The organism is Pseudophaeobacter sp. (assembly GCF_048267565.1).
Lineage (GTDB): Bacteria > Pseudomonadota > Alphaproteobacteria > Rhodobacterales > Rhodobacteraceae > Pseudophaeobacter > Pseudophaeobacter profundi.
The window spans coordinates 12,364-33,146 of sequence record NZ_JBLWXG010000001.1 but is presented as its reverse complement, the minus strand read 5'-3'; the positions used below and the strand labels follow the sequence as shown (position 1 = coordinate 33,146).

The 20,783-nt window shown below is 59.0% G+C and carries 19 protein-coding genes; 9 read left to right on the top strand and 10 right to left on the bottom strand.

All coding sequences use genetic code 11. From position 1 onward, the window contains the following. Nucleotides 1–40 precede the first annotated feature (40 nt). From ACN0VH_RS00175 to ACN0VH_RS00145, 7 genes are all read left to right on the top strand, one after another. The gene (locus ACN0VH_RS00175; protein ID WP_417699062.1) at nucleotides 41–1,822 is read left to right on the top strand and encodes an acyl-CoA dehydrogenase C-terminal domain-containing protein; all 1,782 of its coding nucleotides are present in this window, start codon (nucleotides 41–43) and stop codon (nucleotides 1,820–1,822) included. Between the two features lie 89 nt (nucleotides 1,823–1,911). After that, nucleotides 1,912–2,124: a hypothetical protein gene (locus ACN0VH_RS00170; RefSeq protein ID WP_278922561.1), complete on the top strand. Its 213-nt coding sequence runs from the start codon at nucleotides 1,912–1,914 to the stop codon at nucleotides 2,122–2,124. A gap of 42 nt (nucleotides 2,125–2,166) precedes the next feature. Beyond that, nucleotides 2,167–3,318, top strand: a complete 1,152-nt coding sequence (locus tag ACN0VH_RS00165) for an acyl-CoA dehydrogenase family protein (protein ID WP_417699061.1) — start codon at nucleotides 2,167–2,169, stop codon at nucleotides 3,316–3,318. A 280-nt stretch (nucleotides 3,319–3,598) separates the two neighbouring features. Further along, nucleotides 3,599–4,231 carry a glutathione S-transferase family protein gene (locus tag ACN0VH_RS00160; RefSeq protein ID WP_278922563.1) on the top strand — a complete coding sequence of 211 codons (633 nt, stop codon included), beginning with the start codon at nucleotides 3,599–3,601 and terminating at the stop codon, nucleotides 4,229–4,231. Nucleotides 4,232–4,241: 10 nt separating this feature from the next. Continuing rightward, nucleotides 4,242–5,453: an acetyl-CoA C-acetyltransferase gene (locus ACN0VH_RS00155; protein ID WP_417699059.1), complete on the top strand. Its 1,212-nt coding sequence runs from the start codon at nucleotides 4,242–4,244 to the stop codon at nucleotides 5,451–5,453. After that, nucleotides 5,453–5,938, top strand: coding sequence for a cupin domain-containing protein (locus ACN0VH_RS00150; RefSeq protein WP_417699058.1), 486 nt, complete (start codon nucleotides 5,453–5,455; stop codon nucleotides 5,936–5,938). The genes ACN0VH_RS00155 and ACN0VH_RS00150 overlap by 1 nt, the downstream gene beginning before the upstream one ends. Next, entirely contained in the window at nucleotides 5,935–8,139 is a 2,205-nt protein-coding gene (locus tag ACN0VH_RS00145) for a 3-hydroxyacyl-CoA dehydrogenase NAD-binding domain-containing protein (RefSeq protein WP_417699057.1), read from the top strand. Before ACN0VH_RS00150 ends, ACN0VH_RS00145 begins: the two co-directional genes overlap by 4 nt. A gap of 110 nt (nucleotides 8,140–8,249) precedes the next feature. On the opposite strand, the gene ACN0VH_RS00140 is transcribed toward ACN0VH_RS00145, so the two are convergent. The 4 genes from ACN0VH_RS00140 to ACN0VH_RS00125 all read right to left on the bottom strand — a co-directional run bounded on the left by ACN0VH_RS00140 (nucleotide 8,250) and on the right by ACN0VH_RS00125 (nucleotide 11,503). Then, nucleotides 8,250–8,765: a fasciclin domain-containing protein gene (locus ACN0VH_RS00140; RefSeq protein ID WP_278922567.1), complete on the bottom strand. Its 516-nt coding sequence runs from the start codon at nucleotides 8,763–8,765 to the stop codon at nucleotides 8,250–8,252. Nucleotides 8,766–9,055: 290 nt separating this feature from the next. After that, complete coding sequence (locus tag ACN0VH_RS00135) at nucleotides 9,056–9,718, bottom strand: Hint domain-containing protein (RefSeq protein WP_278922568.1); 663 nt, start codon at nucleotides 9,716–9,718, stop codon at nucleotides 9,056–9,058. A 105-nt stretch (nucleotides 9,719–9,823) separates the two neighbouring features. Next, entirely contained in the window at nucleotides 9,824–10,513 is a 690-nt protein-coding gene (locus tag ACN0VH_RS00130) for a sulfotransferase family 2 domain-containing protein (RefSeq protein ID WP_417699055.1), read from the bottom strand. Between the two features lie 57 nt (nucleotides 10,514–10,570). Beyond that, a complete protein-coding gene (locus ACN0VH_RS00125; RefSeq protein WP_278922570.1) occupies nucleotides 10,571–11,503 on the bottom strand; it encodes a DMT family transporter in 933 nt (310 codons plus the stop codon). Nucleotides 11,504–11,580: 77 nt separating this feature from the next. Here ACN0VH_RS00125 and ACN0VH_RS00120 point away from each other — a divergent pair, with 77 nt between their 5' ends. Next, complete coding sequence (locus ACN0VH_RS00120) at nucleotides 11,581–13,209, top strand: AMP-binding protein (protein WP_417699054.1); 1,629 nt, start codon at nucleotides 11,581–11,583, stop codon at nucleotides 13,207–13,209. 218 nt (nucleotides 13,210–13,427) lie between these two features. On the opposite strand, the gene ACN0VH_RS00115 is transcribed toward ACN0VH_RS00120, so the two are convergent. From ACN0VH_RS00115 to ACN0VH_RS00095, 5 genes are all read right to left on the bottom strand, one after another. Next, nucleotides 13,428–14,492, bottom strand: a complete 1,065-nt coding sequence (locus ACN0VH_RS00115; RefSeq protein WP_417699053.1) for an NAD(P)H-dependent flavin oxidoreductase — start codon at nucleotides 14,490–14,492, stop codon at nucleotides 13,428–13,430. Between the two features lie 198 nt (nucleotides 14,493–14,690). Continuing rightward, nucleotides 14,691–15,557, bottom strand: a complete 867-nt coding sequence (locus ACN0VH_RS00110; protein WP_417699051.1) for a LysR family transcriptional regulator — start codon at nucleotides 15,555–15,557, stop codon at nucleotides 14,691–14,693. Nucleotides 15,558–15,818: 261 nt separating this feature from the next. Next, a complete protein-coding gene (sigJ, locus tag ACN0VH_RS00105; protein WP_417699050.1) occupies nucleotides 15,819–16,694 on the bottom strand; it encodes an RNA polymerase sigma factor SigJ in 876 nt (291 codons plus the stop codon). Continuing rightward, on the bottom strand, nucleotides 16,691–17,233 hold the full coding sequence (locus ACN0VH_RS00100) for a hypothetical protein (RefSeq protein ID WP_417699048.1): 543 nt from the start codon (nucleotides 17,231–17,233) through the stop codon (nucleotides 16,691–16,693). The genes sigJ and ACN0VH_RS00100 overlap by 4 nt, the downstream gene beginning before the upstream one ends. Continuing rightward, a complete protein-coding gene (locus tag ACN0VH_RS00095) occupies nucleotides 17,230–17,616 on the bottom strand; it encodes a hypothetical protein (protein WP_417699047.1) in 387 nt (128 codons plus the stop codon). Before ACN0VH_RS00095 ends, ACN0VH_RS00100 begins: the two co-directional genes overlap by 4 nt. Before the next feature lie 374 nt (nucleotides 17,617–17,990). Between ACN0VH_RS00095 and ACN0VH_RS00090 the strand changes: the two genes are divergently transcribed. Then, nucleotides 17,991–19,001, top strand: coding sequence for a hypothetical protein (locus tag ACN0VH_RS00090; RefSeq protein WP_278922577.1), 1,011 nt, complete (start codon nucleotides 17,991–17,993; stop codon nucleotides 18,999–19,001). 237 nt (nucleotides 19,002–19,238) lie between these two features. On the opposite strand, the gene ACN0VH_RS00085 is transcribed toward ACN0VH_RS00090, so the two are convergent. Further along, on the bottom strand, nucleotides 19,239–20,642 hold the full coding sequence (locus tag ACN0VH_RS00085; protein ID WP_417699045.1) for an SPOR domain-containing protein: 1,404 nt from the start codon (nucleotides 20,640–20,642) through the stop codon (nucleotides 19,239–19,241). Nucleotides 20,643–20,783 lie beyond the last annotated feature (141 nt).

Sequence of the window (20,783 nt, the reverse complement as noted above, 5' to 3'; positions counted from 1 at the left end):
CAGGCCTATTGACCCGAACTCTGCCACCACGAGGACCGCAATGACCGTCTATTCAGCCCCCACCAAAGACACCCAGTTCATCCTGCATGACGTCTTGAAAGTCTCTGAGGCCGCAACTCCAGGCTACAACGATCTGGAACGCGACTTCACCGCCGCCATCCTGGAAGAAGCCGGCAAGATCAGTTCCGAGGTATTGCACCCGCTGAACGTCGTGGGCGACACCGAAGGTTGCCGCCTGGAAAATGGCGTGGTTTCAACCCCAACCGGGTTCAAAGCGGCCTTTGAACAGGTCAAGGAAGGCGGCTGGACCGGGCTGGACATGCCCGAACAATATGGCGGCCAGAACATGCCCTATGTGCTGGGCACCGCCGTTGGCGAGATGTTCTCCTCTGCCAACCAGGCCTTTGTGATGTACCAGGGCCTGACCCATGGGGCCGCCGCCGCGATCCTGGCACATGGTACCGATCAGCAAAAAGACACCTATCTGCCCAAGATGGTCTCGTGTGAGTGGACCGGCACCATGAACCTGACCGAACCGCACTGCGGTACCGATCTTGGTCTGATGCGCACCAAGGCAGAACCGCAGGATGATGGCAGCTACAAGGTCTCAGGCCAAAAGATCTTTATCTCGGCTGGTGATCACGACATGGCTGACAACATCATCCACCTGGTGCTGGCCAAAATCCCCGGTGGCCCCGAAGGCATCAAGGGTGTGTCGCTGTTTATCGTGCCCAAATTTGTGGTCAATGACGATGGCACACCGGGGCCACGCAATGGCGTTTCCGTAGGCAATATCGAGAAAAAGATGGGCATCCACGGCAATTCGACCTGCGTGATGAACTATGATGAGGCCACCGGCTATCTGCTGGGAGATCTGCACAAGGGCATGCGCGCCATGTTCACCATGATGAACGAAGCCCGCATCGGCGTTGGCATGCAGGGCGTTAGCCAGGCCGAAGCCGCATACCAGAATGCGGTGGAATACGCCAAAGACCGGCTGCAGGGCCGCGATGTCACCGGCGCCAAGAACCCCGACGGCCCGGCCGACCCGCTGATCGTGCACCCTGATATCCGCCGCTCTCTCATGGATCAGAAAAGCTTTGTTGAAGGCGGCCGTGCCTTCCTGCTCTGGGGTGCGGGGCTGATCGATCAGGCGCACCGCGATGGCAACAAAGACGCCGACGGGCTGATTTCACTGCTGACGCCGGTGATCAAGGGCTTTTTGACCGACGAAGGCTATGACATGACGGTCAAGGCCCAGCAGGTCTTTGGCGGCCACGGCTATATCGAAGAACACGGCATGAGCCAGTACACCCGCGACGCCCGCATTGCGCAGATCTATGAAGGCGCCAACGGTGTTCAGGCGCTGGATCTCGTCGGCCGCAAGCTGGCGGTTGATGGCGGCAAGCACCTGATGGGTTTCTTTGAGATGGTAAAAACCTTCTGCAAGGACAACGCTGATCTGAACGAAGCCTATAGCAAAGACTTTATTGCGCCCCTGAAATCCGCCTCGAAGGACCTGCAGGCCGCCAGCATGTATTTCATGCAAAACGGCATGAAGAACCCCAACAATGCCCTCGCAGGATCGACTGACTTCATGCATATGTTCGGCCATGTCTGCCTGGGCCTGATGTGGGCGCAGATGGCCAAAGCCGCAACGGAATGCCTTGATGCTGGGGCCTCTGACGCGGCGTTCTACGAGACAAAAATCGCCACCGGCCGGTACTATATGGCACGGAGGCTGCCCGCCACCAAACTGCATCTGGCCCGGATCGAAACCGGTGCCGATACAGTCATGGCCCTGGATGCGGCAAACTTCTGATCCATATGAAAAACCGGGCCTCCCCTGACAACCTTAGGGGAGGCCCGCCCCAGCCCGGGGGCTTTGACACCACCAACAAGGAGCCTCCGATGCCAAAACGTTTTCGCCTGACCCGCCGCTTTCCCGTCGCCATGACAGAAGATGGCTACCGTCGGCTGAAACGTTTTGCATCCGAGGCAGGGCTGGACGAAGGCGAAGCCCTGTCATTTCTGTTTGAAAATTTCGACAGCGTGACAGACCAAGAAAACCTCGGCCACCGGCTGCGACTGTTCAACAGCGCGCTGGAGGATCGCAAAAGATAGGGGTCCGGCGCTTCAGCGCCAGAATGGGCCAAAGGGAGCACTATGACGCGCGAAACACGTTCCGCCTGGATGACCGACGAGCACCAGATGCTTGCTGATATGACAGCACAGTTCATCACCAATGAATGGATGCCCAAATACGAGACCTGGCGCAAACAGGGCATGATGGACCGTGACACCTGGACCCAGGCGGGCGAGCTGGGCCTGCTCTGCCCCTCCATTCCCGAAGAATACGGCGGCGTCGGCGGCGATTTTGGCCATGAGGCCGCAATCCTGATCGAAGGCAGCCGCGCCAATCTGGCCAGCTGGGGACATGGTATCCATTCCGGAATCGTCGCCCACTACATCCTGGAATACGGCACCGAAGAGCAGAAAAAACGCTGGCTGCCCAAAATGATCAGCGGCGAACTGGTCGGAGCCCTGGCAATGACTGAACCCTCCACCGGGTCCGACGTGCAGCGGATCAAGACCAAGGCAATCCGCGACGGCAATGCCTATCGGCTTTCGGGTCAGAAAACCTTCATCACCAATGGCCAGCATGCCAACCTCATCCTGGTGGCGGCCAAGACCGATCCCAGCCTCGGGTCCAAAGGGGTGTCGCTGGTCGCGGTGGAAACCGACGGTGCCGAAGGCTTTTCGCGCGGCCGCAACCTCGACAAGATCGGTCTGCACGCAGCAGACACCTCTGAGCTCTTCTTCGACAATGTGGAAGTCCCACCAGAAAACATCCTCGGCCAGGAAGAGGGCAAGGGCTTTTATCAGATGATGCAGCAGCTGCCGCAGGAACGTCTGATCATCGCCTGTGGCGCCGTCGGCGCGATGGAGGGTGCTGTGGAGCGCACCATCGCCTATTGCAAAGAGCGCGAAGCCTTTGGTGGCCCGCTGACCCAGTTCCAGAACACCCGGTTCAAACTGGTTGAATGCCTGACCAAAACCAAAGTCGCCCGCGCCTTTCTTGATGAATGCATTTCCGAACACCTGCGCGGTGAACTGACGGTGGAAAAGGCGGCTATGGCCAAATACTGGATCACCGACACCCAGGGTGAAGTGCTGGACGAATGCCTCCAGATGCACGGCGGATATGGTTTCATGCAGGAATATGCGGTCGCAGAAATGTGGACAGACGCCCGGGTGCAACGGATCTATGGCGGCACCAACGAAATCATGAAGGAATTGATCGGCAGGTCATTGTGACACAACACCGGTTTCGCTCAACAGGACCTGATGGATGCCTCCGGCGGAGGTATTTATGGCAAGATGAAATCAACGGCGCGTCCCTGCCCCCAAGCCTTCGCCAAATGGGCAGGGACGACTTCACCTTACGCGGTCATCGGCTCCTCAGCCTGTACCGCGCCATAACAATAGCACACAATCATAGAAAGAGTGTTAATTCTCTTTCATCTTACTCAAAATACCTCACGGGGGTCCGGGGGTGTGAAACCCCCGGTGCCACATTGGCGACAAGGAGAACAACGTGACGATTAAACTGCATTGTTTTGGCGAGTCGGGGCATTCCTACAAAGCGGCGCTGGCACTAGAGCTGTCGGGTTTGGACTGGGAGCCAGTATTTGTTGACTTTTTTGCCGGGCAGCACCGCGGTGAGGACTATCGCAACCTAAATGTCATGGCAGAGGCTCCGGTGCTGATTGACGGTGATATCCGCCTGTCACAGTCCGGGGTCATCCAGCAGTATATCACCGATAAGACCGGAAAGTTTGGCGGCGCACCAAAGGATAAGTACGAGGTGCTGCGCTGGGTCTTGTGGGACAACCACAAGCTGTCTTCACAGGTGGGCATGACCCGGTTCTTGATGAACTTCGTTCCAGCGGACAAACGCCCGGCGGAGATTATCGGCTTCATGCAGGGGCGCCTGAAGGCTGCCTTTGCCACACTCAACGCCCATCTGGCGGGCCGCGACTGGCTGGTTGGCGATGGCATGACCAATGCTGATCTGACCTGCTGTGGCTATCTGTTCTATGACGAGCCCTTCGGGTTTGACCGCAAGGACTACCCCAATATCGACGCCTGGCTGACGCGCATCAGTGAAACGCCCGGCTGGAAACATCCCTATGACCTAATGCCCGGCAATCCGTCGGACCGCGCTTGAGGAGAGACTCATGACCGAAGCTTATATTTACGACGCCATCCGCACCCCGCGAGGCAAGGGCCGCAAAGACGGTTCCCTGCATGAAGTGACCTCTGTGCGCCTGTCAGCTCTGACACTGAACGCGCTGAAAGAACGCAACAATCTTGAAGGCCATGCGGTTGAGGATGTGATCTGGGGCAATGTCACCCAGGTGATGGAACAGGGCGGCTGCCTGGCACGATCCGCAGTGCTGGCCTCGGACCTGGATGAGAGCATTCCCGGCCTTGCCATCAACCGGTTCTGCGCCTCTGGCATGGAGGCGGTCAATCTTGCGGCCAACCAGGTCAAGGGCGGTGCTGGCCAGGCCTATATTGCTGGTGGTGTTGAAATGATGGGCCGCGTCGCCATGGGCTCTGATGGGGCGGCCATCGCGGTGGATCCTTCGCTGGCGATGGAGACCTATTTTGTGCCCCAGGGCATTTCGGCCGATATTATCGCCACCGAATATGGCTTTACCCGAGAGCAGGCCGATGCCCTGGCGGTGGAAAGCCAGCGCCGGGCCAAGGCCGCCTGGGACGACAACCGCTTTGCAAAATCAGTCATTCCGGTGCGTGATCAGAACGGTATCCTCATTCTGGATCGTGACGAATACATGCGCCCAGGTACAGACATGCAGTCACTTGGCGCGCTGAATGCATCGTTCCAGATGATGGGCGAACAGATGCCCGGTTTTGACAAGGTGGCCATGCTGAAATATCCGCATCTGGAGCGGATCAACCACATCCACCATGCTGGCAACTCTTCGGGCATCGTCGATGGTGCTGCGGCTGTGCTGATCGGCAACAAGGAGTTTGGCGAACAGTATGGCCTGAAGCCACGTGCCCGCATCAAGGCCACTGCCAAGATTGGTACCGACCCGACCATCATGCTGACAGGCCCGGTGCCAGTGACGCAAAAGATCCTTGCTGACAACGGCATGGTGATTTCCGATCTGGATCTGTTTGAAGTCAACGAGGCCTTTGCCTCGGTGGTGATGCGCTTCCAGCAGGCCTTTGACGTGGATCCGGCCGTGGTCAACCCCAATGGCGGATCCATCGCCATGGGCCACCCGCTGGGCGCAACGGGTGCCATGATCATCGGCACATTGCTGGATGAGCTGGAGCGTCAGGACAAGGAAATGGGCCTGGCGACGCTGTGCATTGCCTCTGGCATGGGTGCAGCCACCATAATCGAGCGCGTCTGATGCCCAAGCTGGACCTGGCACAAATTCCCTTCAAGGGTGGATCAAGCTACCCCGGTCAGCTGGCCGAGGCGGTTGTCGGCCGGTCCAATCAACGGATCGGCGATGCTGCAGGGCTGACTCAATATGGCGTCAATATCGTGCGGCTAGAGCCCGGCGGACTATCCTCGCTGCGCCATTACCACCTGAAGCAGGATGAATTCCTGATGATGGTCAGTGGCAGCTGCACCCTGATTGACGATCAGGGAGAGCACGAGATGCTGCCAGGTGACTGTGCCGCCTTTCCCGCCGGTGAGGCCAATGGCCATCACCTGAAAAACAATACCGACGCGCCGGCCAGTTTTCTGGTGGTGGGCACGCGGACCCCGACTGAAACCGCTTACTACAGCGATATGGACATGATGGTGAAGAGCGACGCCAATGGTAGCCGCTTCACCCGTAAAGACGGCAGCCCGCTGACGGCTGACCAGATCGGAGACGAGACATGAGTGAGTTTACGCTTTCCAAGGACGCAAACGGCGTCGCAACAATCACCTGGGATGTTCCCGGCAAAACCATGAACGTGATGTCCTTTGACGGGCTCACCCAGCTCGAGGCCTGCATTGACGAGGCCCTGGCGGATGATGCCATCAAGGGCGTGGTGATCACCTCGGGCAAAGAGGGCACATTTGCCGGCGGCATGGACCTGAACCTGCTGGCGGTAATGAAGGAAGAGGCCGGCGATGAGCCCGCCCGCGGCCTGTTTGAAGGCACCATGAAAATGCATGCCCTCCTGCGCAAGATCGAGCTGGCCGGGATGGATCTGAAAACCAAGAAAGGTGGCAAGCCAATTGCGGCTGCCCTGCCCGGCACCGCTGCTGGTATCGGAATGGAGCTGCCGCTGGCAACCCATCGTATCTTTGCCGCCGAGAACCCAAAGGCCAAATACGGCCTGCCGGAAATCATGGTTGGCATCTTCCCCGGCGCCGGCGGCACCACCCGCATGGTGCGCAAGGTTGGCGCCATCGCCGCCGCGCCGCTCTTGCTGGAAGGCAAGATGCTGGACGTGAAAAAGGCCAAGGCTGCTGGCTATGTTGACGAGATCGCCGCTGATCCCGTTGCCGCCGCCAAGGACTGGGTGCTGAATGCATCCGCGGCGGATCTGGTGAAACCCTGGGATGCCAAGGGCTACAAGATGCCCGGTGGCGCGCCCTATCACCCTGCGGGTTTCATGAACTTTGTTGGTGCCTCCGCCATGGTGCACGGCAAGACCCAGGGCGCGTTTCCAGCCGCCAAGGCGCTGCTGTCCGCCGTCTACGAGGGCGCGCTGGTGGATTTTGACACTGCGCTCAAGATCGAAGCCCGCTGGTTTACCTCGGTGCTGATGAACCCCTCTTCCGGTGCAATGATCCGCTCGCTCTTCATCAACAAGGAAGCGCTGGAAAAAGGCGCGGTCCGTCCCAAGGATGTCCCTGATCAGCGGGTGCAGAAACTGGGCGTGCTGGGGGCCGGCATGATGGGCGCCGGCATTGCGCTGGTCTCGGCCCAGGCCGGGATCGAGGTGGTGCTGGTAGACCGCGATCAGGCGGCCGCCGACAAGGGCAAGGCCTATACCGAAGGCTACCTCGACAAGGGGATGAAGCGCGGCAAGGTCACCGCCGAGAAGAAAGAGGCGATGCTGGCCCGCATCACCGCCACCCCTGATCTGGAGGCGCTGAAAGGCTGCGATCTGATCATCGAGGCGGTCTTTGAGGACCCAGCCGTCAAGGCCGAGATGACCAAGAAGGTCGAGGCGATCATCCCCGAGGATTGCATCTTTGCCTCCAACACCTCGACCCTGCCGATCACCGATCTGGCCAAGGCCTCGGTCCGGCCCGAGCAGTTCATCGGCATCCACTTCTTCTCACCTGTCGAGAAGATGCTGCTGGTGGAAATCATCAAGGGCAAAGAGACCGGCGACCGGGCCGTGGCCAAGGCGCTGGACTATGTGCGCCAGATCAAGAAGACGCCCATCGTCGTCAATGACGCGCGCTTCTTCTATGCCAACCGCTGCATCATTCCTTATGTGAATGAAGGCGCGCGGATGATCACCGAAGGTGTCTCGCCGGTGCTGATCGACAATGCCGCGCGTCAGCTTGGCTTCCCCGTTGGTCCCATTCAGCTCACCGATGAGACCTCGATCGATCTGGGTGCCAAGATAGCCCGCGCCACCAAGGCGGCGATGGGCAACGAATATCCCGACAACCCCGCCGATGACATGATCTTCTGGATGGAAGGCCTGGGTCGTCTGGGGCGCAAGGCCAATGCCGGCTTCTTTGACTATGACGAAAAGGGCAAGCGCATCGGCTATTGGAAAGGCATGCAGGACAAATACCCGCTGCTGGAAAACCAGCCTGACCTTATCGAGGTGCAGGAACGGCTGATGTTTGCCCAGGTGCTGGAAGCGGTACGGGCGCTGGAAGAAGGCGTATTGGAAGACATCCGCGAAGGTGACGTAGGCGCAGTTCTGGCCTGGGGCTTTGCGCCCTGGTCCGGCGGCCCGCTCAGCTGGCTGGACATCATCGGCACGCCCTATGCTGCCGAACGTTGCGATCAGCTGACCGCAGCCTACGGCGAACGGTTTGCCTGCCCGGATCTGCTGCGTGAGATGGCCGCCAAAGGTCAGACCTTCTACGGTCGTTTCAACCCGGATGCAGCATCCGCCGCCTGATCCGGCCTTGGGTTAAAATCAACGCCCCCCAGATCACTGGGGGGCGTTTTGCTTTGGATTACTTGACGATCATCCACCTTGGGACAGGCCCAGGGGCCTGAAGTCATGCGTTACTTGCAGCTGGGGTTATTGCCCGGCATCAAGACCTTGTCGACCACATGGATCACGCCGTTGTCGGCCATAATATCGGCAACAACCACATTGGCCACCTGACCGCTACCATCCGCGATGGTTACACCAGAACTGCCAGAGGTAATGCAAAGCCGCTCTGTCGTCAGGATCGGCTTGAAAGAGGTGGTGCCAGTGGGAAAAATATCGGAAGATAGCTTCCGGTCATCGACATGGTACAACAGGATATCCGTCAGCTGCGCCTTGTTCTCTGGCTTGAGCAGGGTTTCGACGGTGCCTTCGGGAAGGGCTGCAAAGGCATCGTTCAACGGCGCATAGACAGTAAAGGGACCGGGACCGGATAGAGTTTCGGCCAAACCTGCAGCCCCAACTGCTGCCACCAGCGTCGAGAAACGTTCATCACCTGCGGCGATCTCGACAATCGTCTGAGCACTGGCGGCAGCCGCCGAGATGCACAATGTGAGGGCTGTTGCGGCAACTTTAAATTGAGTTTTCATTTTCTCTCTCCGGGTTGTTGAACGCGTAGCTGTTCTGAAGTGCTGAACATGTAAGGATTACGCCGGAGCATCCGATATGGATCATCGCCTTCACGTTTTTGTGAATTAGCCACGCCAAGTTGCTGTAATTAAACAATTTCCCAAAACACACGCCATATTGCCATTGGTCAATCGCACTGCAAGCCAAGAGGCCGAACAACCCCTAAGGAACACCAATGCCCCCAATGCCATTTGGCAAAGGGGGCATTCGTTGCTCTAATAGGGGCTGAAAATCGCTCGGTTGGTTGGGGTCAGATCTGGAAACTGCCCGGTGCCATGGCGGGAACGCCGATATTGGTCATCAGCGTCTCTGTCAGGGACATTGCTGAAATCAGTTCCTGGGCTTCATCAATGGGCAGCACCCGATACATGTCCTCTTGCAATTCGATCCCGATGGTCAAAAGATCACGCGGCGCCGGGCAGTAGCCCAGCAGGCCCGCCTCCAGATAGATCACCTCGTCCTGTTCAAAACGCGGGGCCACCAGTTGCAGGGAATCGTCCGGGTGCAGGCGGCAGATGCCGCGATAGCCATCCAGCGTCGAGGCAGGCACCACGGCAAAGGGATCGCCCTGGTGATCCTCGATCAGATCGCTTTCCAGCAGCACCCCCTGGTCGGGCATCAGCCACATTGGCACCCGGTTGCCCAGCGCATCGCGCGGCACATGCAGCGGGCAGCGGCTGGGGGAAATCACCCCGGCCTCCAGATGTATGGTCTCGCGTAGCATTTCCACCACCGTCTGCATCCCGTGATCGAAGGTCAGTACCCGATCCCCAGCGCAGAGCGCCTCTACCGGGCGCCAGCCAAGATTAGAGGCCACATGGGTTCCGCTCAGGAAACCGCCCAGTCCAACCGGCACCGGCGGGATGGTCAGCTCAAACTCAGGGCTCATCCGTTTTTGGAACCAATCCAGCATTTCGATCTCTCCTGTGCGGCGGCATCAACAGGCAGGGCTTGGCCCCGGTGTCGTGCTGCAATGCGTGTCTATGCGGCGGCCGGGCCAGAGAATCGCCAGGGGCAATCAGTCGGCAGACCCGCGCGTTTGATCCAAGGCTAGATCGAAATCGTTAAAAGAATATTCAAATCTGTTTATTTCCTCCTGACAGGCACGGGCCAGGGCGGCCTGACTGTCGGGCTGATAATAGCCGCGCCAATCCCGCTGTCGCTCGGATGTGTTTTCCCGCTTTAATTCAAGGCTAAATCCAAGATGATCAAACAGTGGCACCGCGTCCGTGGCAAAGTGCTCTAGCCGAATATAAAGCTGGCATTGTTCCGTGCCGTCGCTATGGCGCATATAACTGGGGGCAGTGTGCTGCGCAAAGCTGCGCAAAATCGCAGGGTGCAGGATAAAATCGCGAAACGTCAGCGCCTTGGCCAGCGCGACTGCCGGATGATCAAAGCCCTGCCCCTGTAGCCAGTGATAGTAGCTCACCGCACGATCCCAGGGGTTGCGCACCAGGGTAAAGGTAAACAGCCGCTGCAGCTCTGCCGCGGGGCGCAGCCCGGCGATATCGGCCAGGGTGGCATGTTTCCAAAGGCGCCCGGCGGTTTTCACCCCCTTCAGGCGACGGCGGCGTTTCTTGGCCTTCGGGGTGTCACCCAGCATCATATCATCTGCCATGGCGCGCGCCTCAAGCGCCAGCGCCAGCGCGGTGCCACCGGTCTTGGGGATGTGAATAAACAGGTAGTTGCGGCCAGGCGACAAGATCATTGGCGCAGTCTAGGCCATGGCGCTGGGGAAGAAAACAACTGGCCCGGCCTGCGCGGCCTAAGCCCCCCTGGCGGACCGCAGCGCCAGCGTCGATCCCGCCAGAACAATCAGGCCAATGCCCATCATCTGGCCCAGGTTCAGCGCCTGACCATAGATCACCCAGGCAATACCTGGCCCCACCAAAAGTACCGAATATTCAAACACCGATACAAAAGAGGCCTCGCCCAGTTGATAGGCCTTGGTGATCAAAAACACGCCCGCTACCGCAGCAAAGCCCTGCAGCAGGATCAGATGCGATATCTCCCAGATCGGCCAAACCCAGCCCCGCGTGATAAACCCATCAGCGCCCATCGGAACCGACAGCGGCCAGATCTTTAGCGCGAACAGCAGCAGAACGCCAATCGCACCCTGCGCCAGCAGATAGATGAACAGCATAGACACCGTACTTTCCTTGCTGCACATGCTGCCAGTTACAACCGACCCCAGTGCATAGAACACGCCCCCGGCAATCGGCAGCAGCATCAGCCAGTCGAAGGCTGCCAAATCTGGTTGCAGCACAAACAGCACCCCGACAAAGCCGCCGATGACAGCGGAGATACGGAACGCCCCAATGCGCATCCGCATAAACAGGACCGACACCACCACAATAATGATCGGCGAGGTAAACAACCCTGCCAGCGCCTGGGCAATCGGCATCAGCGCCACAGCGGAAAAGTAAAAGACCATCGAAACCGCCACCAAGAGCGCCCGTAGCGTCACCGCGCCCAGTCGCTGGGGACGCAGCGACCCAAAGCCCATTTTCGACATCGACCAAAGGATCGGCAAGGCCACCAGGGTGCGCAGCAGGTAGAACTGCCCCAGGCCGATCTGTTCTGCCATAAGTGGCACCACATTGTCGGTTACGCCAATGATGGCCATGGCAGCCAGCATTGCCTGGGCGGCTGTGGTTTGATTGCTGGTAGAAGATGGAAGAGACGCGATTTGTTTCATGCCTCTTCCATTGCCCGCAACTTTCCTCATTATCTGTTCCAAAACCGACAAGAAACAGAATCACAGGAGGAACGCTGATGGGATGGATGGCTGACGAAACCGGGCTGGAGAAGACCGCAGCAAACCATGTGGCGCTGACACCACTGTCACATCTGCGTCGCGCGGCCCAGGTCTTTGCAGACCATACGGCGGTGATCTATGGCAGCCATCGCGTCAGCTACCGGGAATATCATGCGCGGTGCACCCGGCTGGCCTCGGCGCTGGCGGCGCTGGGGGTTGCCCCCGGCGATGTGGTCGCCACGCTGATCCCAAACCTGCCCGCCCAGGCCGAAGCGCATTTTGGCGTGCCTGCCTGCGGTGGTGTGCTCAACACCATCAACACCCGGCTGGATGTGGACACTGTTGCCTATATCCTTGAACACGGTGGCGCCAAGGTGCTGCTGGTGGACAGCGAATTTCTGGAGCTGGCCACTGCCGCCCTGGCCCGGATGCAAGGCGATGCACCCATCCTGATCGAAACCCCCGATCTTGAGGCCGGCTTTGCCGCCAGCGGCGACCACCAGACCTATGAGGACCTGCTTGCAAGCGGCGATCCCGGTTTTGACTGGATCATGCCGCAGGATGAATGGGAAAGCCTGGCGCTGAACTATACCTCTGGCACCACCGGCCGCCCCAAGGGCGTGGTGTACCACCATCGCGGCGCCTACCTTATGACCATGGGCACGGTGGTGTCCTGGCGCATGGTACTAAAGCCGGTTTACCTGACGATTGTGCCGCTGTTTCATTGCAATGGCTGGAACCACACCTGGATGATGCCTATGCTGGGGGGCACAGTGGTCTGCTGCCGCAATATCACCCCAGAGGCCATCTACGATGCCATCGCGGACCACGGGGTCACCCATTTTGGCGGCGCGCCGATTGTGCTAAACCTGTTGGTCAACGCCAAGGAAGAACAGCGCCGCGCCTTTGATCATCAGGTAGAAGTCTTTACCGCCGGCGCCCCCCCTGCCCCTGCAACCCTGCAAAAAATTGAAACCCTCGGCTTTCACATCACCCAGGTCTATGGCCTGACGGAAACCTATGGCCATGTCACCGAATGTCTCTGGCAGGGCGGTAACTGGGATAATCTGGATCAGGCCGGACGTGCCGCCATCAAGGCCCGTCAGGGCATCGCCTTTCCGATGATGGAAGACATCACCGTAGTAGACGAAAACATGCAGCAGATCCCGCAAAATGCCAGCGATCAGGGCGAAATCGTCATGCGCGGAAATTCGGTGATGAAGGGCTATCTGAAAAACCCCGAAGCCACCGCCGAGGCCTTTGCCGGGGGGTATTTCCACTCTGGTGATATCGCGATTCAACACCCCGATGGCTATATCCAGATTGCGGACCGCGCCAAGGACATCATCATTTCAGGCGGAGAAAATATCTCTTCCGTTGAGGTCGAAGGCGTGCTGATGGGCCACCCGGCGGTGAACCTTGCAGCAGTGGTGGCAAAGCCCGACGACAAATGGGGCGAAGTGCCCTGCGCCTTTGTCGAGTTGAAAGAGGGCCACGAGGTGAGCGAGGCCGAGATCATCGCCTTTTCCCGTGAAACCCTGGCCGGGTTCAAGGCCCCCAAACGGGTGGTCTTTCAGGAACTGCCCAAGACCTCGACTGGCAAAATCCAAAAGTTTGAACTGCGCGGGATCGCAAAATCCCTCTAGCCAATGCCCCGCTGCTGCGGCGGGGGCCTCTGCTGGTGCATCAGTTTCGACCGATCATATGGCTTGGCGCTTGTCGCCACGCCACCACCTCATGACCCTGATGGAAGCGACCCTAATGGAAGCGCGGCAGCTCCAAGCACGAGCGGGGCATTTCGGAGAGTACCTCCCCCTGAACAGGGCGCACTGAATACCGAGGCCTGTTCGGGGACAGGTCAATTTCAGCCTGCCTGTATTTCCGAGATCAAATCATGCATCAGCTGGGTCGCTGACATGGCCCGCGACAAGGGCGCCCCCTGACCGGCCCAATGGGCACCATATCCAGCATCGCCATGATGCGACGCAGCCGCGTTCAGGGCTTTCCCGGCGTCGTAGGTCACCGGGTAGTCGGGCACCGACGCATCAGGGATATGCTTGCCCCATTTGGTAAATCGATTGGCCAGACACCGGGCCGGGCGACCCGAAATCACCCGCGTCATGCAGGTGTGCTGCGCGCTTTCCCCGGCCAGCGCCTCTCGATGGGCTATCGGTGCAGCACTTTCGTCAGTCGCAATGAACGCGGTGCCAAGCTGTGCTGCCACGGCGCCAAGATTCAAGGCAGCACGTATACCGACACCATCCATGATACCTCCGGCAGCAATGACCGGAATGTCGAGTTCTTGCGCCAGAATGCGGGTTAGAGCGAAGGTGCCAAGTTGATCATCCTCGGCGCTTTCATCGAAACAGCCGCGATGCCCTCCGGCCTCCCAGCCCTGTGCAACAACGGCATCCATTCCGATGGCTGCGGCCTGACGGGCCTCGTGCAGGTTGGTGGCGGTGGCCAGCATCAGGATATTACGGTCCTTGAAAGTCTTGATTTGGGACGGCGTCGGCAGGCCGAAGTGAAAACTGACAACTGCTGGACGTTCCTCTAGCAACATGTCGAACATCGCACCGCCATCCAGGAATGACCTGTAGACCTCTGCCAGTTCCTTCGGAGGGGATGCTGCAAACCGCTCGAACTCAGGCTTTACAAGGTTCAGCCAGGCTGTTTCTTTTTCGGCGTTGCGGGTCGCCGGGCGGTGGCAAAAAACATTGGCATTGAAGGGCCGATTGGTGAGCATTCTTGTCTGGCGGATCAGATCGCGGGCTTTTTCGACTGTCGATGCGCCAATCCCCAAAGAGCCCAGCCCGCCGGCAGTGGACACTGCCGCAGCCATCTGGGGTGTGGCAACACCCGCCATCGGGGCCTGAATGATCGGGGCGGTCAGGCCGAGTTGGGCGAAGACAGTCAAGTCACGGGACATGGGGCTTCCTTATGCGCGGGCTGGGGGCACAATGGTTCTACGGTCACAGGGCAAAAATACAGGCCGGTGTCTTTGAACTTCAGAGTGCTCTCTTCCATGATTGAGATGATCATACAACGCTCCATCAATCTATAGTAGCGTGAAAAAATGATGCATAGGATCACAATTTCAGAAGGATAAGCATCACGAAGAACCGCTCTAACTTGCAAACAGTGTCTTGCGTGCGGTCTGTAAAAACGCCTCCACCGCGCCATTGCGGACAGATTTGGGATTCAGCATGGCATAGGTATCGATGAAACGCGCAGGATCGTCCAATGTGTGAATGCGCAGCAGGTTGCAAACCTGGCTGCCGACGACGACAGAACGTGGCAGGCAACTGATGCCAACACCGGATGCAACACATCCCAAGATGCCTTCAAGCGTCCCCAGTTCGAAGACTTCGTTAGGTGCCAGGCCGGACATGCGCATCCAGCGCCGGGTGTAGTCGCGGTACGAACATCCCAGCTTGAATACGATCACCGGAAGAGAGCGCAGATCTTCCAGGGTTTCGAACTCAAGCGCAGAAATCATCACCATTTCTTCGGCAAACAGCGCGTGCCCCTGAAGATCGGCATGCTTAAACTTGCCACCAATCAATGCCATATCAATCTGGTCAAGAAGAAGTTTTTCGATCAATTCATCAGTGGGCCCTGATTTGATCTGCAACCGAAGGTTTGGATTTTCACTGCGAAATGACGACAGGATCCCGGGCAAGCGTACTGCGAGTGTGCTTTCCATGCTTCCGATCCTTAACAAGCTGACCGAGCTTTCGAAGGCCTCGACCGAAGCGCGAGCGCGTTCTTCTGCCTGAATGACGTCTTGCGCGTAGGGCAAGAATGCCACGCCTGCCGCTGTCAACGCCATTCCCGCCCGGCTCCGGTTGAACAGGCTGACACCCAACTCCGCTTCCAATGCCTTGATCCGGGTCGTCACATTGGACTGGACGCAGTTCAATTTCTTGGACGCACCGCCAATGGTTCCGATCTCGGCAACAGTGGCGAATGTGTGCAGTGTCTTGAGTTCCATTAAGTTCTCATTTTCAAAATGTATCGCTTCACTTTGTTCTGCATAAGGGATGGATCGCCGCCTGTCTAATATATGGGTCGTTTACTCTAGGGGACATTACCGGGATGAAGCGGCAAGCACACAGGGGAGACGTTGAAAAGGTCAGCCAGCCGCCGACAAATCCGGCAGGGCGCAATCCGGCGACGGCAGAGCGCCCAATTTAACTGGCTTGTGCTTTAACTGGCTTCTGCCGCGCAGCCAAAGACTGTGTTGGCGATTTCACTATTGTTCAATATCCCCAAGTTTGTCTGGGTTTCTCATGATATATAGCCACGCAATTTTTCCATCCTGATCGGGCGCCAGAGTGGTAACGGAATCCAGCCGCCCGAATTGGTAGCGCAAGAAGGCGGGTTTGGTGTTCACGTATGCTATCCGGGTCGTCCAGCCCGTTTCATCGCGCGCTTTTTCATACAAAGCGCGGAACACCTGCAAGATCTCGTTGCCACCGACCAATGGGCGCCGTGCGGCGCGTCTTTTCGCCCCCCCGTCAGAAAGCGCCACGGAATTGGGTGTCAGCAATGACAGCGCCGCATCAAAGTCTTCGGCCATGATCGCCATGAAGAAACGTTGGCTCAAATCTGCGACCTCTTCCGGAGTGGCATCAAAACGGGGGCCAGAGTCCTGCAACTTCTTTTGCGAACGGCTGACAAGTTGGCGACAGGCGGCTTCCGTTGCATCAAGCGTGGCTGCAATGTCCGAATAGCTGGCGTCAAATGCCTCTCGTAGAATGAATGCCGCACGCTCCCGTTCGGTGAGCCGTTCCATGGCCCAAAGCAATGCCAGCTCGCACTCCAGGGCAAGTTCAAACTGATGCACGGGCTCTTGGGTTTCACATTGAATAAGGGGTTCAGGAAGCCAGGGGCCTACATAGACTTCCCGTTGCCGATGCGCGGTTCGCAACGTATCGATGGCGACATTCGTGGCGACCCGGCGCAACCAAGCCGCCGGATTGTCAATTTGGGTCATGTCGGCTGCTGACCATTTCAGCCATGTGTCTTGTACAGCATCCTCGGCACCCGCACGTTCACCCAGCATGCGATAGCATAGTGAGATCAGTTTTGGGCGCTCTGCTTCAAATATGTTCGCGACGATGTTCATGATTGATGCAATGCCGTTATTGCCCTGTCCTCGATAATCACGCGGCTACAGGTCTGACCAAATCCAAGGCCACGTTTCAACACCGGGTATATTCGCCCGCTTGATGCCGCAAAAGACGCCGCAGTGACCGCCGCCGCACCAAAGCGCGCTTCGATTTCCTTTCGCAGTTCCTCCAGTTCGCGGGCGTCCGCAATGGCCGCCTGTGAAAACCGGAAACCAAGGCCGACATCACCCGCAGCCTTGGCATTGCCTTGCAGGCAAAGCGCGATTTCCTCTGCCGGAACCGCTGCCTCAAGCGCCATGTCGACGATCAGCTGCACACAAGGCCCGCAGTCTCCGTCCAGCGTCGATGCAAGCATTGCGCCTGCCCAGACGTTTTGGGCCTCTTTTGGGCCACAATATTGGCTGTAAAACGGTAGCATAGACAGCCGCACCCCCGCCGATGCCGAAGTATCAACGATATGGCTCATGTAGCTCGTATCGTATTTATATCGCGAGGCGAACCGCTGAATACCAAATTTTAGAAGCGCACGGATCATATTTTCACCCCTTCTGACATCAGGTTGACTGCGGAAATGAACCCTGCAAAAGCCGGTATCTGGATGCCTATCAGATTGGTGAGGGCAACCAAGTCCGTCGGCGTACCGCGATGAAACCATATCCAAATATGAAACAGCGCATGCAGGACAAGCCAGGACGCACCGCAGATTCCGGCCGATTTGTCATGTTTGGCACCAGCCCATATCAAAGCCACCCCGCTTGCCAGATAGGCAAGGCCGACATCCTTCGCAAAATGAAAGTTCATCGGTCCCGTCTGTGCGACCCCCGGTATCGTTTGATACCAGTGCTGCGTGGCGCCCCAGATATAGGCCGCCGTTAGAACTGAAAGCCCACCGACCCCGATCAAAATCAAATGTCGCATCATATCTCCAATCTTGAGGTTTCAGAGATAAGACGATCCAAAGACCGAGTTTGTGACGCGCTTCCGAAAAAAAACCTGGCGCAAGGGCAGCGAACTCTTGCTTCGGCCCGGTCGCCCCTTTTATCGATGGTGTGGCGAAGGCTAGGTCGGGGGCAAGGAGGCGTGCCGTTTGGGGCAAGATGGTATGGCGCGGCCTGTTGATAGGATGCAGCCCGCCTGCTGCGTCGCATCAAGACACGCGCCGTTTCACGATCTGCCCGCGCAGCCCCTGAAAAATCTCTGTACTGACGGTATTTGGCAGCGAAGCCATTTGCCGCACCATCATTGGCCATGCTAGGCTTGTTCAACGAAAACAGGCAAGACAGGCAGGCTGAATGACCGTTCTCAGGGAATTCGAACGACTTGAGGCTGCAGGCCTTTGGCGTGCAGGCCCCGATGCGCAGCGTCGAGACGTCATAATCTCGGTTGGCGATGCCACGCTTACCATAACCGATATGCAGGATCGCCCGCTGGCCCATTGGTCGCTGGCGGCCGTCGAGCGTGCAAATCCCGGCGCCTTTCCGGCGCTGTTTCACCCCGATGGCGACCCGGGTGAGCAGCTGGAAATCCCGCAGGATGAGGTCACCATGCTGGAGGCCATCGAAAAGGTGCGCCATGCCATTGAACGCGCCCGCCCCCACCCCGGCCGCCTGCGGGTGGTCAGCGTGCTGGGCAGCCTTGCTGTGGTTGCGCTTCTGGTGCTTTTCGGCCTGCCCGGACTGATGCAGCGCCATGCGGTGAAAGTGGTCCCGGAGATCAAGGCCAAGGCGATCGGTCAGGCGCTTTTGGGCCGGATTGAGCGGGTTTCAGGCCAGGCCTGTGCCACGCCTGAGGCAACCCCTATCCTGACCAAACTGGCGCTACGCACCGGGCTGCGCCAGCTGGTCATCATGCGATCCGGCGTCGCCAGCAGCCTGCATTTGCCGGGGGGCATTGTGCTGCTCAACCGCAGCTTTGTCGAAGATTATGAGGACCCTGCTGTGGCGGCCGGTGCAATCCTGGCCGAACGCACCCGTGCCGATCTGCATGACCCGCTGGCAGAGCTGCTGGACGCCGGGGGCTTTTTTGCCTCGTTCCGCCTGCTCACCACCGGAGAGCTGACACGCGCCAACCTCGATAGTTATTCGGAAACCGTGTTGGCAGCGCCGCGCCCGCCCCTGCCAGATGATATGCTGCTGGCCGAATTCGCCCGTGCGGCCATCCCGTCCACGCCCTATGCCTACGCGCTGGACATCACTGGCGAAACCACCCTGGGCCTGATTGAGGCCGACCCCATGGCCGGCCGCGTACTGGAGCCAGTCCTGAATGACCGCGACTGGGTGCAGCTGCAAAACATCTGCGGCTAGGTCCAAGTCATGGCTCTGGGTCTGGGTCTGGCGACAGTGGCCAATAGGTTAATATAAGCCCTCACCCTCTCTGGTTTTTCAAAGACCAGTAGCAACGGAGATGTGCCGCCACGCCCCCCAATTGGCCCGCAGATTGGTGCACTACACCGAACTAGGCCGTGATGAGCGGGGGGCAAAGGGTGCGACCGCGCCAGGCCGCTATAGCGCGCGCGGCCGAAAAACTGCAGGTGTCACACTCTAACGGCTGAGACGGGCGCCGCGATAGCCCGCAGCGCGCACCCGGTTCAGCGCCTGTTCAGCGCGGGTGCTGTCATGAAAGGGACCAGCCAGAACCACCTTGTAGGGCACACCTTTGCGCGACAACGCGCCCAGACGTACTGGCAGCCCGGTTGCAGCTAAAACCTGCGCCGCCCGCCGGGCCTCTGCCGCATCGGCAAAGGTTGCAGCGCGCACATATCGTGCAGGCGCTGCGGCAGCAGAGGTATCAGCTGCGCCTGGCGCAGAGCGGCTCGACAAACGCAGGGCCAGACCATGCCGGTCCTCGCCCTCAAAACGATCATGTCGCCTGTTGTCAATCTTCACCACCGGACGATCAAGTGGCAGCGTCCGCAGGCTACGAGGCGGGCCGGCATCCCAAACCGCAGCCATCTGCGCATCGCCGCGTGGGGTGCGCACACCACGCATCGGATTCATGCGATCATCCCTGCGCTCAACCGCGACATAGCCCTCAGGCACCTGGGTCCGCCCGGTCAGGATGGCGGGGCGCAAATCCCGTTCGGCGCGCCGCAGGTTCAAGCGATCATCATCCCAGGCGGCGGTATATCCGGGCGGCGGGGTCATCCCCAAACTATGGCGCCGCTGCTCATAGACATGCACCGGCAGAACCCGTGTATTCGGCGACAGAACCAGCGAGGACTGCGGACCAATGCCGCTGCCAGACCCATATGTCACCGGCGACTGCGCCTGTGGGCCACAGCGGGTACCGGCCTGACCGGAATATTGCCGACTGATCGCAGAAGCCCCTGCGCATCCAGTCTGAACGCCGGATTGTCCACTGGCTTGCACATTGGCCGCCCCTGTGCCTGCGGCGGAACTGGCCTGCGCGGCGGGCCGGGTGCGCGCCGTAGTGGGCGCAGACGGTACAGGGGTGGTGGCGGTCCGCGGCGCGGTGGTCACCCGTGCGGTGGTTGTCTGTGGCGTGCGCCGTGGCTTGGCCGTGGTCACGACTGCGGGTGGCGTCGCGGCAGCGGTACGCGGCTTTGGCGCCGGTTTGGCCACCGGGGTTGCAGCGGCAGCGGTCTGGGGCGCGGGCTTGGCCGGGGCATCCAGGGTGATCATTTCTGGCGCGGCGCTTTGGGTGGGACGCGCAGTGGCCCCGGCAACGGTCGTGGGCTTGTATCCACACAGTTGCTTGCGATTGCGTGCCACCCGCGGCACCCAGTTCACATTGCCGTCAATGCCGGCCCGGATATAGACGCAACCACGGCTATCGACAAACTGTTTACCACGAAAGGATGCCGGGGGAAATTCAGCGGGGGGGCGGACGGCACGCAGGGTCTGCGCCTGCAGCGCAGTGTCTGCCACCGCCAAAGCAATAGTGCCCGAGATGATGGTCAGCGCGACAATTCTAGTTAGTTTCATATCTGTGCCCCACAAAATATAGGGTCAGGATGCCTGAATTTTCAAAAGTAGTAAAGCCGCGTTAGGCAACAATATGGCGATGATCCAGCACAGTGCTGCCGGATCATCGCCATATTGAAACAGATCAAAAATCAGGCCTGC